16 protein-coding genes are annotated in these 16,197 nt (G+C 37.2%); 14 read left to right on the forward strand and 2 right to left on the reverse strand.

The window, feature by feature from the left end:
- Nucleotides 1-21 precede the first annotated feature (21 nt).
- Nucleotides 22-1,245 carry a nucleotidyltransferase gene (locus tag SFC47_RS02240; protein ID WP_411252640.1) on the reverse strand — a complete coding sequence of 408 codons (1,224 nt, stop codon included), beginning with the start codon at nt 1,243-1,245 and terminating at the stop codon, nt 22-24.
- 260 nt (nt 1,246-1,505) lie between these two features.
- On the opposite strand from SFC47_RS02240, the gene SFC47_RS02245 reads away from it, so the two are divergent.
- The 4 genes from SFC47_RS02245 to SFC47_RS25880 all read left to right on the forward strand — a co-directional run bounded on the left by SFC47_RS02245 (nt 1,506) and on the right by SFC47_RS25880 (nt 3,858).
- A complete protein-coding gene (locus SFC47_RS02245; RefSeq protein WP_411252641.1) occupies nt 1,506-2,033 on the forward strand; it encodes a YceD family protein in 528 nt (175 codons plus the stop codon).
- 82 nt (nt 2,034-2,115) lie between these two features.
- Nucleotides 2,116-2,289 (forward strand): 50S ribosomal protein L32, encoded by a 174-nt coding sequence (gene rpmF / locus SFC47_RS02250; protein WP_063251584.1) that lies wholly within the window; start codon nt 2,116-2,118, stop codon nt 2,287-2,289.
- 98 nt (nt 2,290-2,387) lie between these two features.
- Nucleotides 2,388-3,152, forward strand: a complete 765-nt coding sequence (locus SFC47_RS02255; protein WP_411252642.1) for an enoyl-CoA hydratase/isomerase family protein — start codon at nt 2,388-2,390, stop codon at nt 3,150-3,152.
- A gap of 82 nt (nt 3,153-3,234) precedes the next feature.
- Nucleotides 3,235-3,858: an RsfA family transcriptional regulator gene (locus SFC47_RS25880; protein ID WP_486348371.1), complete on the forward strand. Its 624-nt coding sequence runs from the start codon at nt 3,235-3,237 to the stop codon at nt 3,856-3,858.
- 51 nt (nt 3,859-3,909) lie between these two features.
- Here the strand turns inward: SFC47_RS25880 and SFC47_RS02270 are convergent, their stop codons facing one another.
- Nucleotides 3,910-4,383, reverse strand: a complete 474-nt coding sequence (locus tag SFC47_RS02270) for an N-acetyltransferase (protein WP_411252643.1) — start codon at nt 4,381-4,383, stop codon at nt 3,910-3,912.
- Between the two features lie 300 nt (nt 4,384-4,683).
- Here SFC47_RS02270 and SFC47_RS02275 point away from each other — a divergent pair, with 300 nt between their 5' ends.
- The 10 genes from SFC47_RS02275 (at nt 4,684) to SFC47_RS02320 (ending at nt 16,197) form a co-directional block, all read left to right on the forward strand.
- Nucleotides 4,684-5,592 carry a 2-dehydropantoate 2-reductase gene (locus SFC47_RS02275; protein WP_411252644.1) on the forward strand — a complete coding sequence of 303 codons (909 nt, stop codon included), beginning with the start codon at nt 4,684-4,686 and terminating at the stop codon, nt 5,590-5,592.
- Entirely contained in the window at nt 5,589-5,981 is a 393-nt protein-coding gene (locus SFC47_RS02280; protein WP_411252645.1) for a DUF3397 domain-containing protein, read from the forward strand. The genes SFC47_RS02275 and SFC47_RS02280 overlap by 4 nt, the downstream gene beginning before the upstream one ends.
- A 79-nt stretch (nt 5,982-6,060) precedes the next feature.
- The gene (bshC, locus tag SFC47_RS02285; protein WP_411252646.1) at nt 6,061-7,695 is read left to right on the forward strand and encodes a bacillithiol biosynthesis cysteine-adding enzyme BshC; all 1,635 of its coding nucleotides are present in this window, start codon (nt 6,061-6,063) and stop codon (nt 7,693-7,695) included.
- 340 nt (nt 7,696-8,035) lie between these two features.
- On the forward strand, nt 8,036-8,467 hold the full coding sequence (gene mraZ / locus SFC47_RS02290) for a division/cell wall cluster transcriptional repressor MraZ (protein WP_411252647.1): 432 nt from the start codon (nt 8,036-8,038) through the stop codon (nt 8,465-8,467).
- Nucleotides 8,468-8,527: 60 nt separating this feature from the next.
- Entirely contained in the window at nt 8,528-9,460 is a 933-nt protein-coding gene (rsmH, locus tag SFC47_RS02295; protein ID WP_411253602.1) for a 16S rRNA (cytosine(1402)-N(4))-methyltransferase RsmH, read from the forward strand.
- Between the two features lie 22 nt (nt 9,461-9,482).
- Nucleotides 9,483-9,842, forward strand: a complete 360-nt coding sequence (ftsL, locus tag SFC47_RS02300) for a cell division protein FtsL (protein ID WP_411252648.1) — start codon at nt 9,483-9,485, stop codon at nt 9,840-9,842.
- Entirely contained in the window at nt 9,839-12,076 is a 2,238-nt protein-coding gene (locus tag SFC47_RS02305) for a penicillin-binding protein (protein ID WP_411252649.1), read from the forward strand. The genes ftsL and SFC47_RS02305 overlap by 4 nt, the downstream gene beginning before the upstream one ends.
- Nucleotides 12,077-12,173: 97 nt before the next feature.
- Nucleotides 12,174-14,093 (forward strand): stage V sporulation protein D, encoded by a 1,920-nt coding sequence (locus SFC47_RS02310; protein ID WP_411252650.1) that lies wholly within the window; start codon nt 12,174-12,176, stop codon nt 14,091-14,093.
- Between the two features lie 185 nt (nt 14,094-14,278).
- Nucleotides 14,279-15,739, forward strand: coding sequence for a UDP-N-acetylmuramoyl-L-alanyl-D-glutamate--2,6-diaminopimelate ligase (locus SFC47_RS02315; protein ID WP_411252651.1), 1,461 nt, complete (start codon nt 14,279-14,281; stop codon nt 15,737-15,739).
- A 2-nt stretch (nt 15,740-15,741) separates the two neighbouring features.
- Nucleotides 15,742-16,197 (forward strand): hypothetical protein, encoded by a 456-nt coding sequence (locus SFC47_RS02320; protein ID WP_411252652.1) that lies wholly within the window; start codon nt 15,742-15,744, stop codon nt 16,195-16,197.

The raw sequence follows: 16,197 nt of genomic DNA on the forward strand, positions 1-16,197 counted from the left end.
AAAAGATGGTGCCAAAAGGCATCATCTTTCTGTTTCAACATATATTGGAGGTTGTTTATATTCTTGGTGTAAAAGGATTTCTGCATGTTGTGTTGGTAACCCGAAAGAATAAACACGTGATGCTTTGATATCAAGTGAAATAAAGTTTTCTTTATAAGCTGATATTTTTGAGACGAGTGGAAGGTTAAATTGGGATTTGTATTTATTTAAATACTCTTTTCCTGTCTTTGTCATTCCTAATAGCCGTAAATAAGCAGCCTTTTCTAAGGTGGTGCTCATTTCTGATTTTTTTGTATTAGTTAAAATATGAACACAAATTCTTTGAAGTCTAGTCCAAGTATAGCGCTTAGTTTTGACTTTTTGCATAAATTCCTTAAAAGTACCGGAATCAAGTGCAGCAGTTATTAAACGATTTTCTATGCCTTCTTCTACCTCGTAAATTTCTCTAAGTTCTTTTGGACTGCTATGGAGCAGGCGAAAACGTAATAAATTCCAATAATTTTCCCATTCATGAAAGTTTCCATATTCTTTAAGATACTGTTTGAGTAAAGTGCTTGTTGCTTCAGGAACATATTGTTCAATGGCACTATTTCCTGCTGCAGAAGAAAATAAGGCTTTCCTTATGCTTGTTGCACTGGCAATTGTCTCGGCAGTAAAGTGTTCATCATGGTAATCGGCATTTTTTCTCTTTATTGTGAGAGGAACAATCGAACTATTTTGCTTTCTTATCGCTTTTACATAATGAAAACCAAGGATATTATTTGGCTTATCTAAGCTCAAAACATTTTCAGTACTTGACAAGGATTGAAAAGACAACGATAATGCTTTAGGGAAACTCACACCTGTTTTGATGTTCATTTTTATTTTTTCATCTAAATGTTCTTTATGTGTATTCATATATTCAACAGTTTGTTGGAAGGTTGAAATATCTCCGCTTTCACTGCCGAAGCATAGTGACTGACATCCAATGGCATCTAAAATGGACACAGCACCATTAGCAAAGGTTTCGGCCTTTTGTGTTGCAAAAGGATAGGGAAGTTCTAAAACTATATCAACACCGCTAAGGAGTGCCATTTTTGTCCGATACCATTTAGAAACAAGGGCAGGTTCACCTCGTTGAAGGAAATTTCCACTCATAACAGCAATGGCAAGATCAGCGTGCGCTGTTTCCTTTGCTGCTTGTAGATGATAGGCATGTCCATTATGAAATGGGTTATATTCAACAATTACACCAACAGCTTTCATGCATTACTATCTCCTTATTCTTTAGAATAAAATGGTTTTTTTACAGTAATCGTATTATAGCAAAATTTACCATGATAAGATAATAATTCATAAGAATAGTAAGCAGGGATTGTATTGATATGGATATGGGTAAACTAGTATGTAGCAAGTTTTTTTGGAAAAAAGTAAAATTAAAATCTTCATTTTAGGTGTAAAGAAAAAACATTGACAAAAATTTAATCGAAGGCTATAATTACCTTTGTTGCCTTGGGGTGATTCAATTGAAATGGACATTAAGCCAATTACAAAAATATCGAAACAAGGATTTTCTGATTGATGATACGATTAGAGTTGATGAAATTATTGAAACGGATCCATCGATTCGTGAAGTATCTCCGATGCATATTACCGGTCGGGGGGACATTGATTCAACAAAAGTAACATTTCATTTGAAAATAGAAGGTTATTTAATCCTGCCTTGTTCTCGTACTTTAGTGGATGTAAAACTTCCGATTAATGTCGAAACAACTGAAACTTTCCTCTTACAAGGTTCAGAATATGAAACTGAAGAGGAAGTATATCAAGTAAAAGGGGAAGTAATTGATCTAATGCCGGTCATTAGAGAAATCCTTTTACTAGAAGTTCCAATGCAGGTGTTCTGTGAGGATGTTAATCATGAAGATGCTGCACCACAATCCGGTAAGGACTGGGAAGTTGTTCATGATCAAGATCAATCCAAGAAGATTGATCCAAGACTAGCAGGTCTTGCAAAGTTTTTTGACAAAAACAATTCTTCTTCCGAATCATAATCTAGAAAACAAGAAGCAAAGTGAAGAACCAGCATTCCTGGCCTTCATTACTTTCTTAATACTCTTTAAGGAGGTGGGAAGAATGGCTGTACCTTTTAGAAGGACTTCTAAAACTGTAAAAAGAAAACGTCGTACACATTTTAAATTAAACGTACCTGGTATGGTAAGCTGCCCAAACTGTGGTGAAATGAAACTTTCACACCGCGTATGTAAAGCTTGCGGAACATACAAAGGGAAAGACGTTGTTAACGACTAATTTCCATTAGGATAAAGCACAAGGCGCTAATATGCCCTTGTGCTTTTGTCGTTACTCGGGAATTTACATACATTATAGGAAAGAAAGGTGGATGCTGTTTGTCCTACTCTATTGAGAAAAAAGATAATGGATACTTATTATTCACAATCGCAAGGAGAGAAAAAAGAAATGCAATTAATTATGATGTCATGCAGGGATTAAAAGAAGCCATTTCATTAGCTGGCAACCCTTCAATTAAGGCGCTTGTGATTACAGCGGAAGGTGACGCTGCATTTTGTTCAGGCGGAGACTTATCTGTATTTCACCAGCTTAGAACAAAAGAAGAGGCCTATGAAATGCTATCAAAAATGTCTCATATTCTATATTCGCTATTGACATTAACAAAACCGACGATTGCCCTGATTAATGGAACGGCCGTCGGCGGGGGCTGTGAGCTGGCGGCAGCGTGTGATTTCCGTTTAGCGAGAGAAGGAATAAAAGCTGGGTTTATTCAAGGTAAGCAGGCTATTACAACAGGCTGGGGCGGCGGGGCCATTTTAGCAGAAAAACTACCTGCCTCAAGCAGTATGAAGCTTTTAATGGAAGCTGACTTAAAACCTGTAGAATATTTAAGAGAAACTGGCTTTATAGATCATCTTTATTCACAGGACCCGATTGCAGCCTGTGAAGCCTATTTGGAGAAGCTATTAACAGTGGAATTGAGTGTGTTAGAATCATATAAAATGATGTGGATTCGAAAATGGGAGGAAAATAAGCTTCGAGAAAGAATAGAAGAAGAAGTCAGAAATTGCAGTGTCCTATGGGAAAGCGAATCTCATCATAGTTATGTCCAACATTTCATTAGTAAAAAAATACAGAAATAAGCATAAAGACAATCTGTTTATCAGTCTATCTTTTCTAGTAGATGCATATGTATGAATAAAAACACTAGGAGGGATTTGACTTATGTCACCAACTCGCCAAGATGCATGGTCCCAAGATGAAGATTTATTGCTTGCTGAAGTTGTGTTAAGGCATATTCGAGAAGGCGGGACACAACTCCAAGCATTTGAAGAAGTTGGGAAACAGCTTTCTCGAACTTCAGCTGCCTGCGGATTCCGCTGGAACTCGTTTGTAAGGAAGCAATATAAATCAGGAATTGAACTGGCAAAAAAACAACGGAAAGAATTAAAAAAACAGACAGTACCTAAAGAAACAGATTATCAGAAAGAGTTTACCCATGAAGAGACCACTTCAGCTATTACTCACATGAGTGAGGGTGTAACGTTCCAATCTGTACTGCACTTCTTAGAAAACCTCCATAAAAAAGCTTCCGCTGCCTCAAGCATTGAAGAGGCAAAAGAGAAGTCCGTTCAAAAAATAAAGGAACTTGAAAAGAAAGCTTATTCGCTCGCGGCAGAAAATGAAAGATTATCCAAAAACCTAAAAGCGATTGAGGAGGACTACCGTTCTTTAATTGAGATTATGGAAAGAGCCCGGAAAATGGTTGTCTTGCAAGAAGAAGATAGACAGCAAAAAGTAAAATTTCAAATGGATAAAAACGGGAACCTCGAAAGAATTGAAAAATAGTAAAAAGCGGACATGGAGTCCGCTTTTTCATTTTATAGCTTAAGTGTTTTCCTAATTATGTTGTGCTTCCACACCTTCTGGGTACCAGACTAGTGGATTTTCTCCTCTGTCGCGTTCCATATCATATTCAACATTTGTAAAATTCATATGCTCCCAAAAGTTTCTTGATTGTACTCTTGGGTTTGTTTTAATTGGGAGACCAAAGTTTTTGGCGAACTCTACGAGTGTTTTCCCGTAACCCTTGCCTTGATATTCTGGTAAAACCTCGAGTTTCCATAACTCCAAGTAATTTTGCGGAGGATAGAAATATCGATCAAACTTTGAGTCTATTTGATATAGGCTCATTCGTGCTACTAGTTTGTCTCCGAAATATATACCATAAAAAGGAGATTCACTATCATTATCAACCATATTTGCTTCTAGGTCCTCAAGCATAGAAAGCTCTTGGATTCCATATTCTTTAAATTTTTTAAACTCCTCTAATGTCTTAAAATTTACTTTTAATTTTTCGACTTTCATTACCATAAATTAAGCCCCCTAAGTATTAATTTGCACCTTACTGTATATATTCATTTAATATTGAATAATATAATGGGATTAATGTTAAGATTATTCAAAATGAATTAATATATATTATATAACAAATACACAAAAAATTCTTTAAATAAATGATTGAAAGAAAGCGTTTCCTAAAGTATAGCAATATTATAATCTAAAAGTCCCGTTTTAACTAATAAGTGAAATGGGATTTTTCATTTTTAGGACAGACTTACAAACTAGTATCTGCTAAAATGTTAATAAAGTAGATAAAAATGGGTGGATATCATGAATAATATTGGGATTGTTGGTGCTGGTTCAATAGGATTATTATTCGCTTCCTACTTGTCTAAAGCTTTTACTGTAACACTTTATACAAGAACAAGCGAACAAGCAGAAATAATCAATCAAAAGGGCATAATCCTTCAAAAGGAAGGAAAAGAATTGAGAGTCAGTCTTAAGGCGATTCCAATTTCAATGTGGACGGGTGCGGAAGAATTAACGATCATTGCAGTAAAACAATATCAACTTCAATCTATTGTGGAACATCTAGCAAATACCGATAGCTGTCCTAAAAATCTATTGTTTTTACAAAACGGAATGAGACATTTAACTATACTTGAACACCTTAACGCCGATACTATTCTTGTGGGGTCCGTGGAGCACGGAGCAAGTAAGGTGAATTCATATACAGTACGTCACAATGGTGAAGGCGCTGTCAATGCTGCACTATATAAAGGTGAATTAGAATTACTAATAAAACTTGCCGAAAAATGCACTTCTATAGATTTCCCTATTACAATAAAAGACGATTATTACCAAATGATGGTGGCTAAATTAATTGCCAATGCTGTAATTAATCCTTTAACAGCTATACTTCAGGTCAATAATGGAGAATTAATTGCAAACACCTTCTATTTTTCTGCCGTAAAAAAACTATTTCTTGAAATCTCTACTATATTAAATTTAGAAGATCCTATTAGGAAGTTTAGAAATATAATTAGAATTTGTAAGAAAACAGGGGAAAATCAGTCCTCAATGCTAAAGGATTTTGAGGCGGGAAGAAGGACTGAAGTTGACGCGATTCTTGGCTTTTTGTTAGATGAAGCAGCGAAACAGCAAAAGCCAGCAATAAATATAGAGAACTACTATTATTTATTAAAAGGTAAAGAACAGTCAAGGGAGGGAGTTAATTGAATTCATTTATTTCATCCATCATCTCTATTTTTTTAACAGCCCCTCTACTGGGGTTTATCATCATTTTTGTAATAAATAAGCTAATAACGAAAAACGCTCGGAAGTCTTTTCATAAGGCTTTGGACTACTCGAATATATTATTTATCTTGGCTGTTCATTTTTTATTTATTACCATTTGGGGAAAATCATTCTTCTGGGTAATCTTATTATTAGTAATTTTGATTGCAATGGTTTTTGTAGTAATACATTGGAGAATAAAGGGTGAAATTATATTTACAAAGGTGTTTAAAGGTTTTTGGAGATTTAATTTTCTAATCTTCTTTCTAGCTTATCTCACCTTAACTTTATTCGGTGTATTGCGGAGTGCAGTAACTTTTACATTTTCCTAAGCAAAGATTTTTTTTATTGGGAAAGATGATGTTATACTCATATGGAATGAATATGGTTGATTAGAAAGGAAGTACTTAAATGGAGATTTTAAATCTCTCATTATCAGCAACGAACCGCTTTGCTTCTAATTATCTAGAGCAATCTCCTGATATTCTGTCTTTTTTCCATTATCGGTTTAATGACTTCGGTGAAGATCAGAAAAGATTGGATGAATTAAGTAATCGAAGCTTTCCACGTGAAAATGTAGCTGATCACATTGAGAAATTTATGGAGCGTTTTCCATCATCTGAGGCAGTAAATAACTCGCTTGCTAAACTAAAACAATCAAATAGTGCTGTGGTCATTGGCGGTCAACAAGCAGGAATACTTACCGGACCTCTTTATTCTATACATAAAATCATCTCAATTATAAAATTGGCTGAGGAAAAAGAGAGGCAGCATGGAATACCTGTTGTACCTGTATTTTGGATAGCGGGAGAAGACCATGATTTTCATGAAGTTAATCATGTGTTTATACCAGTTGAAAAGAAAGTAGACAAATGGTCTTACCCAGAAAAGGTTAAACAAAAGAAGATGGTTTCTGATATTAACCTGAATAAAGAAATTTGCATGAAATGGATAAATAATCTTATTGAAAATTTCGGTGAGACAAACCATACCAAACAGTTACTTCAATTTGCTGAAGAATCCTTATTGAAATCCACTACATTAGTTGATTTTTTTGCCAACATCGTTATGGAAATTTTTAAAGATTATGGCTTATTAATCGTGGATTCAGGGGATCGCAATTTCCGTCTCTTGCAAAAGGAAAACTTCACAAAGCAAATTGAAAAACATAGGGAAGTAACAAATTATTTGCTCGAACAACAAAGTGTTATAGGCAAAAATGGGTTTCCTATAACCATTGATTCGAGTGAGAGAGCTGCGAATATTTTTTATTGTCATCCCAAATCCAACGAGCGAATACTACTTGAGTTTGATTTAGAATCTAATCGTTTTGTGGGTAAAAGTGGGGCAGTAACCTTTACAAAAGAGGAATTAATGGAAATCGCCAGTCAAGAACCAGGTAAACTAAGTAATAATGTGGTGACACGACCTTTAATGCAAGAGTGGCTATTCCCAACATTGGCCTTTATTGCTGGACCGGGTGAAATTTCATACTGGGCAGAATTGAAGCTTGTCTTTGAGCATTTTAATATTAAAATGCCGCCTATCGTGCCAAGACTTAATATTACCTTGTTAGAAAGAGCGATTGAAAGTGATTTAAATGAGTTGAATTTAGACCTAACACAGGTCTTGAAAAGGGGAAGCAGTGAAGAAAGAAATCAATACCTTGACTCAATAAAGGATAGAGAAGTTTCTGAGTTATTCACTTCACTAAAATCACAGTTAGTTAAGCAGTATGAGCTGATAGAAGCGAAAACAAATGAGCTTGACAAAAGCCTGCTTCCATTAATAAAGAAAAATGAAAGCTATTTATTAAAGCAAATCGGTTTCATGGAAACGAAACTGGAACAATCTGTAAATTCAAAGTTTGATGTTATTCTAAATAAGTTTAACCGTATTGATTTAGCGTTGCGTCCAGATGGTTTCCCCCAAGAGCGAGTGTGGAATTTATTCTATTATTTAAATCAGTATGGAACTAATTTTATTAAAGAACTAATGGAACTTGAATACGAATTTGATGGCAGTCATAAAGTAATTAAACTATAAGAAACTTCACTCACGGTGAAGTTTCTTTTTTTTTTGGCTGTGTAAAAGCAAAATTTTGATATTGCACCCTGTTGATTTGCGCGGAAGGCACGAATACTCCTGCAGGAGTACGGAGCAGGGGAGACCCCACAGGCGCTTTAGCGCCGAGGAGGCTCCCCGCAACGCCTGCGGAAAGCGAAGTGCCTGGAGCGTAAATCAACAGGTCCGGTTAACACAGCCTTTTCATAAAAAAAATTCTGGATAAAAAAGGATTTAAGCGAGTAACCAAGAATTATTAAAAAATAAGTGGAGGAAAGTGGGGGAATGTGGTACATTTTATATAGAAAGTGGGGGTACCGGGATGTTCATGGGTGAATACCATCATAGCATTGATAATAAAGGCCGTATGATCGTGCCATCCAAATTTCGCGAAGAACTTGGCGAGATGTTTATCATCACCCGCGGATTGGATCAATGTCTATTTGGTTACCCATTATCAGAGTGGGCGCTAATTGAAGAAAAACTTAAAGGCCTGCCACTGACAAAAAAAGATGCCCGTGCATTTACCCGATTCTTCTTTTCTGGTGCGACGGAAAGCGAGCTAGATAAACAAGGAAGAATAAATATTCCAACACCATTACTTCAGTATGCAAAATTAGAAAAAGAATGTGTAGTTTTAGGGGTTTCCAATCGAATCGAAATATGGAGCAAACAGATTTGGGAGGACTATTTCTCACAGTCTGAAGATTCTTTTGCTGAAATTGCAGAAAATATGATTGGTTTTGATATATAATGGACAAGTTATTCTATTATAACTCATGTTTTTATCGTTCGATTGGAAAAGGTGATAATGATGTTTGAACATACAACTGTGTTACTAGATGAAGCTGTTAACGGCTTAAATATTAAGCCAGACGGTATATATGTTGATTGTACTTTAGGCGGGGCCGGCCACAGTTCCCTGATACTCTCAAAACTTACCGACAATGGAAAATTGTTTGCCTTCGATCAAGACGAAATAGCTATTGCAAATGCAAAAGAGAAATTGTCACTCTATGGCGGGCAACTTACAATAATTAAAAGCAATTTCCTATATCTCAAGGAAGAACTTGAAAAGCTTGGAATCGAAAAAGTTGACGGGGTCTTATATGACCTTGGTGTATCCTCTCCTCAATTAGATACTCCTGAGCGGGGCTTCAGTTATCATCATGATGCACCATTGGACATGAGAATGGATAATGAAGCACATATTTCAGCGTATGATGTTATTAATCACTGGTCTTATGAGGATTTGGTCAGAATCTTTTTCCGTTATGGGGAAGAGAAGTTCTCTAAGCAGATTGCTCGGAAAATTGAGGCAAGAAGAGAGATTAAGCCGATTGAAACCACTTTTGAGTTAGTTGAACTAATTAAGGAAGGGATTCCTGCTCCTGCAAGAAGGAAGGGCGGACATCCTGCTAAGAGAATTTTTCAAGCAGTCAGAATCGCTGTCAACGATGAATTAGCTGTTTTTGAAAAGTCTCTGCAAAAAGCAATCGACATCCTTAATCCAGAAGGAAGGATTAGTGTTATTACCTTCCATTCTTTAGAGGATCGGATTTGTAAGGCGGCTTTTAAAAAGGCAAGTGAGTTACCAGAGTTACCTCATGGTTTACCTGTGATTCCAGAGGAATTTAAGCCGATTTTAAAGTTAATAAATAGAAAGCCTATTGTTCCGACTGAAGAAGAATTAGAACATAATAATCGTGCCCGATCTGCAAAACTTAGAATAGCAGAGAAATTATAAAAAATTATGTGGAGGGGAAAGAATGAGTAATCTTGCCAGGAAATTTCAGCAACAACAGCAAGTAGAACGGACTGTACATGAACGTACGATTGTAAAAACAAAAAAGCACTGGCTCACACCTGGGGAGAAAATAATCGGAGTCGTATTTACAGGGTTGGTTTGTTTTGGTGCAGTCAACCTCATCTCGAATCAAGCAGAAATTTACCAGGTAAATAAGGATATTCAAGAGGTCCAAACTTCTATTAATGAAATGCAAAAGGTAAATAATGACCTGCAGGTACAAGTAAGCGAACTTAGTACGTATGAGCGGATTTGGGAAAAAGCAAAACAAATGGGGCTTGTTTTAAACGAAAATAACGTCAAGGTTGTGCACGAGAAATGAACAAGAAACAGCCATATATGAATTTCGGAGCAGCTGGATTGTTTGTCATATTCGGCCTGCTCTTTTTTATATTGCTTATTAGGTATTTTTCCATTCAATTCACTGGTGAGGTTGGTTCTCAGCCGCTTGCAGCAAAGGCTCAGCAAAAATACAGCAGAACAGGGAGCTTGGACGCAACAAGGGGCGTGATCTATGATCAAAAAGGAGAAGTGATTGCTGAGGATACAACTTCTTATACTTTGATTGCCATTTTAGATAAAAAGATGACGACGAATCCCAAGAAGCCGAATCATGTTACCGACCCGGAAAAAACAGCAAGGGAACTAGCCAAATTTATCGATTTGGAAGAATCTAAGATTTATAGTATTTTAACGAAAGATCAGTTCCAGGTTGAATTTGGGAAAGCGGGAAGAGATATATCTCACCAGACAAAAAAGGAAATTGAAGCCCTAAAACTGCCTGGGATTACATTTAAACGAGATTCAAAAAGGTTTTACCCGAATGGAATCTTTGCCTCTCACCTAGTTGGTTATGCTGATAGGATTGATGAGGAAGATGGAACCTATAACTATGTTGGGAAAATGGGAATAGAAAAGACATTAAACAAAGAGTTGACCGGCAAGGATGGAAAAATAAATTACGAAAGTGATTTATGGGGTTATTTACTTCCGAATGGAGAACAAAAAGTTACCCCTGCAGAGAACGGAAATGATGTCTACTTAACAATAGACAAGAAGATTCAAACATTTTTAGAAGATGCTATGAACAAAGTAGCAGAGGAATATAACCCCAAAAAAATCATTGCTATTGTAGCTGATCCAAAAACAGGTGAAATCTTAGCAATGGGACAAAGACCTTCCTTTCATCCTAAAACAAAGGAAGGGATTGATAATAGCTGGCATAACGAAGCGATTGAAACTTCCTTTGAGCCTGGATCTACAATGAAAATCTTCACCCTTGCAGCGGCTATTGAAGAAAAGAAATTTGATCCTAATGAATTATTCCAGTCCGGTTCCTATCGAGTAACTTCAAAGGATAAGCCGATACATGATCATAATAGATCCGGATGGGGTACTATTAGTTATCTTGAGGGAGTTCAGCGTTCTTCGAATGTTGCATTTGCAAAATTGGCAAATGAAAAATTAGGCTTTGAAAAATTCCGGGAGTACTTAACAAAATTTGGATTGGATCAGCCAACAGGCATCGACCTTCCAAATGAAACGTCTGGAAAAGTTCAATACACTTGGCCGATTGAAAAGGCTACGACTGCATATGGACAAGGGACAGCGATTACGCCGATTCAGCAGATACAGGCGGCGACAGCGATTGCGAATAAAGGGAAAATGATGAAGCCTCACGTGGTCGACAAAATTGTCGATCATGATTCAGGAAAGATAATTCGTGATACTGTCCCTGAGGTTGTAGATTCACCAATTTCTGCTGATACTGCGAAGGAAGTTCTTGATATTTTAGAAACGGTAGTAACAAATGAAAAAACCGGTACCGGGAATCGATATCAGATAGATGGTTATAGAGTAGCAGGGAAAACAGGGACTGCAAGTATTCCAGATCCAAAGGGCGGATATTTAGATGGACAAGAAGATTATATTTTTTCTTTTTTAGGTATGGCCCCTGTCGATAATCCAAAATTAATTGTCTATGTAGCCGTTCAACAACCGGACATTGACCACTATTCCATGGGCTCGCTCCCAGTCTCAATGGTTTTTAATCCTGTTATGAAAAACAGCTTGCAGTATTTAAATATTCAGCCTTCACAGCAAGAAAAGGCTGCTACGACAAAACTAGGGGATTTCGAAGGTCAAACACTAACTGAGACAGTAAAAAGTCTCGAGGAAAAGAAACTTCAAGTGGTTGTATTAGGAAAGGGAACAAAAGTAACGAAACAGATGCCGGCTGCTGGTACAAATGTGCTCGAAGGAGAGAAAATCATTCTTCAGACTGCTGGAGAGTCGACTGCACCGGATTTTACAGGATGGTCACTTAGGGACGTGATGAAGGTTGCAAAAATAACAGGAGTCAAACTAAATTCAACTGGCAGCGGTTATGTGGTAAAACAAAACCTTAAAGATGGTGCGCTTTTACGAAAAGGAGATTTTTTGATCGTAGATTTAAAAACTCCAGAAGAAATCATGAAGTTAGAAGAAGAAAACAAGGAAGCTGACGAAAACAGTGAACTGCCTGAAGAGATGACAGAAAATCTCCCGTTGGATTAATAATTATCGGTTCTAGAAACGGTTGCAGTAATCGTTCTAACTAAATAAGTACAAGCATATAAATGAACGAGTAGGATAAAGGAGGCTCGTTCATTTTATGCGTGTTTCAAATGTAACTGTCCGTAAAAGGTTAATGATTGCATTATTCGCTGGAATTCTTATCTTTCTAATTATTGATGTCAGACTTGGTTATGTACAGTTTGTTTTAGGTGATATGTTGACTGGACAAGCAAAAGGTTCTTGGAGCAGAAATATTCCTTTTGAACCTGAACGCGGTGAAATCATAGACCGTAATGGTGTTCCGCTGGCAACAAATGTAAGTGCTCCAACTGTATATGTTGTTCCGAGACAGGTTAAAGACCCTGCTGCAACTTCCCAGAAGCTGGCCGCAGTGTTAAATATCCCAAAAGAGAATGCATATCGCCAAATTACCCAGGGCGAATCCATTGTAAGAATAAAAGAAGGAAGAAAGATTTCTCATGAAAAAGCTAAGGAAATCAGGGCATTAGGACTTGAAGGTGTTTATATAGGTGAAGATTCTAAAAGGCATTACCCATTTGGAAGTTATCTTTCTCATGTTTTAGGTTTCGCTGGGGTCGATAACCAGGGGTTAATGGGATTAGAGCTTTATTATGACAAAGAGCTAAGCGGTGAAAGAGGCTCAGTAAAGTTTTATGCTAATGCTAAGGGAGAAAGAATGAATGACATGGCTGATGATTACGAACATCCCGTGGATGGTCTTGATCTAAAGCTAACCATTGATACCAAAATTCAAACTATCATTGAACGAGAGCTTGATATAGCAGAAGCAACATATAACCCGGATGGAATTATTGCAATTGCAATGAACCCGAATAATGGGAAAATATTAGGTATGTCAAGCCGGCCTACCTTTGATCCGGCAAATTTCAGAAATGTCCCGCAAGAGGTATACAACCGAAATCTTCCGGTGTGGTCCAGCTATGAGCCGGGTTCGACTTTTAAAATTATCACTCTTGCTGCTGCTCTTGAGGAAGGAAAAGTGAATTTAGAAAAAGAACACTTTCATGACCCAGGTTCAGTGGAAGTTGCAGGTGCAAGACTGAAATGCTGGAAACGAGGCGGACATGGAAGCCAGACATTTTTAGAGGTAGTTCAAAATTCATGCAACCCGGGGTTTGTGGAACTGGGACAAAGATTAGGGAAAGATACATTGTTTAAATATATAAAGGATTTTGGTTTTGGGCAAAAGACGGGGATTGATTTAGCTGGTGAAGGTTCTGGGATATTATTTAATTTGGACCGTGTAGGTCCGGTTGAATTAGCAACAACCGCTTTTGGTCAAGGGGTTTCTGTAACACCAATTCAACAGGTTGCCGCTGTTGCTGCAGCTGTAAATGGCGGAATTCTATATAAGCCATATATTGCGGAAGAGTTAATTGATCCAGTTACAAAAGAAGTGGTCATGAGAAATACTCCTGTGGAGAAACGAAGAGTAATCTCTGAAGCAACATCGAAGGAAATTCGGCATGCTCTAGAGAGTGTTGTGGCACAAGGAACAGGTTTTAGGGCTTTTGTTGACTCCTATCGAATTGGCGGAAAAACTGGAACAGCCCAAAAAGCACAAAACGGAAGATATTTGGAAAATAACTTTATTGTTTCTTTTATGGGCTTTGCCCCTGCAGATGACCCTGAAATCGTGGTTTATGTAGCAGTCGATAATCCAAAAGGGGGACTCGTTTTCGGGGGTACCATAAGTGCTCCTATCGTAGGGAGTATAATGAAGGATGGTCTAATGGCCATGGGTGTTAAACCGAGAAAAGACCAAATTGAAAAAGAATTAAGATGGCCAGATACTCCTCCGATTACACTCCCTGACTTAACAGGTTTAACAAAATTGGAGATTACAGAACAGCTTTTAAATCTAAAGATAGACGCAAGCGGTGAAGGTGATATCGTCGTAAGACAATCTCCTGAACCTGGGACAAAGCTAAAAGAAGGTTCTACCATAAGACTTTATTTTGGTAAAGAGGAATAAATAATGAATTGATTTCTTAAAGCTAGGCGGCCGGAATGAATTCCGCCGCCTGTTTTTTTGAAAAACAAAAGGATAAATAGCATTCTACATTGTTTTGCTGTAAAATAAGGTGAATCTTTTTAAGTAATATATATTTTAATAAATAATCGCTGCTTTTGTGAAAAGGTAAGAGAGGATTTGAGATTATGAAACTACATGATTTACTTCATCATTTGCACCTCGTCGTTCCTTATCAAGGAGATAATCCTGAAATTACGTCAATTGAAAACGACAATCGTCTGGTGCAAGAGGGAAGTTTATTTATCTGTATTAAAGGATATACCGTCGATGGGCATGACTTTGCGGAGTCTGCAGTGCATAACGGAGCTCTTGCAGTGCTTTCTGAGAAGGAACTTCCACTCTCAGTACCCGTTATCATCGTTAGTGATACAACTCGGGCAATGGCGGTGCTCGCTGATGCATTTTATCAACAGCCAACAAAAAAAATGCATCTAATCGGAATAACAGGGACCAATGGGAAGACAACTACCAGCCATTTAATTGAAAAGATATTATCTGATGTAAACCGGAGTACAGGTTTAATCGGAACGATGTATACAAAAATTGGTGAACAGAAAATTGAAACGAAGAATACAACTCCAGAAAGTCTGGTCCTTCAAAAACGTTTCCATCAAATGCTGGAGGCTGGTGTTGATACAGCAATAATGGAGGTTTCCTCGCATGCCTTACATATGGGCAGGGTTCATGGGTGTGACTATGATGTAGCAGTATTTACAAACCTCAGCCAAGATCATTTAGATTACCATAAAACAATGGAGGATTATAAGCACGCTAAGAGTTTATTGTTTTCTCAACTTGGAAACACTTTTAGCCCTGATAAACCCAAATATGCAATCTTAAATGCAGATGACTCTGCTTCAGAATTGTACCGTAAATCAACAGCAGCGCATGTTGTTACATATGGAATTGATCATAATGCAGATTTCCACGCAAGAAATATTAAGATGACTTCTGCCGGGACTACTTTTGAAATAGTAATAAAAGAGAAGAGTTATCCAATCAATATACAATTAATCGGGAAATTTAGTGTTTATAATGTCTTAGCTAGTATCGCAGCTGCCTTTGTGTCAAATATTCCGTTGGATAAAATTATCGAGTCTATTGAGAGTGTTAAAGGGGTTGACGGGAGATTGGAGCTTGTAAATGCAGGTCAAGAATATACCGTAATTGTTGATTATGCACATACACCAGATAGTTTAGAAAATGTATTAAAAACAATACAAAGCTTTGCGAAAAAGAGGGTTTTTGTAATCGTGGGATGCGGCGGCGACCGGGATAAAACAAAAAGGCCATTGATGGCTGAAATCGCCTGTCGGTATAGTACAGATCCTATTTTTACCTCTGATAACCCAAGAAGTGAAGATCCATTAGCAATATTAAAAGATATGGAAAATGGTGTCATAGGGAAAAGCTACATTTCCATTCCGGATAGGAAAGCGGCAATAGTTAGAGCAATTAGCCAGGCTAGTGAAGGTGATGTCATCTTAATTGCAGGTAAAGGTCACGAAACATACCAGATAATCGGCAGTGAGGTTTATGATTTTGATGACCGAGTCGTTGCTCGGGAAGCTATCGAGGAGAGATAGAAATGTATTTAGCATTTAATGACTTGGTAACGATATTCCCAGATTTTAAGGGTGTAAGAGAGGCAGACCATTTATATTTTATGGTGACGGACAACGCAGGCAGTGACCAGCCGAGAGGTTTATTTATACCATTAACCAATGATTCAGGGGAACTATTAGATGCAATCGCAAATGGAGCCATTGCAGCGGTTTGGGATAAGAAGAATCCGATACCAAAATATACCCCAAATCACTTTCCTGTTTTTTTTACTGAAGATTTAACCTCAGGAGTTCGACATCTGTTACAATTTTATTTTGAAAAAATAGACGGAGAAAATAGAGAGAAAATGAATATGACCAAATTCGCATTTTTAAATAAAAAACTTCTCAAAGAAAATAAAGAAACATATGATATAGCTGTAATGTTGGAAAAGATATCTATGAAGAATTCAAATAATGATGTAGAGAGGAGGGGATAA

This window comes from Neobacillus niacini (assembly GCF_046591715.1).
GTDB classification, from domain to species: Bacteria; Bacillota; Bacilli; order Bacillales; family Cytobacillaceae; genus Neobacillus; species Neobacillus niacini_L.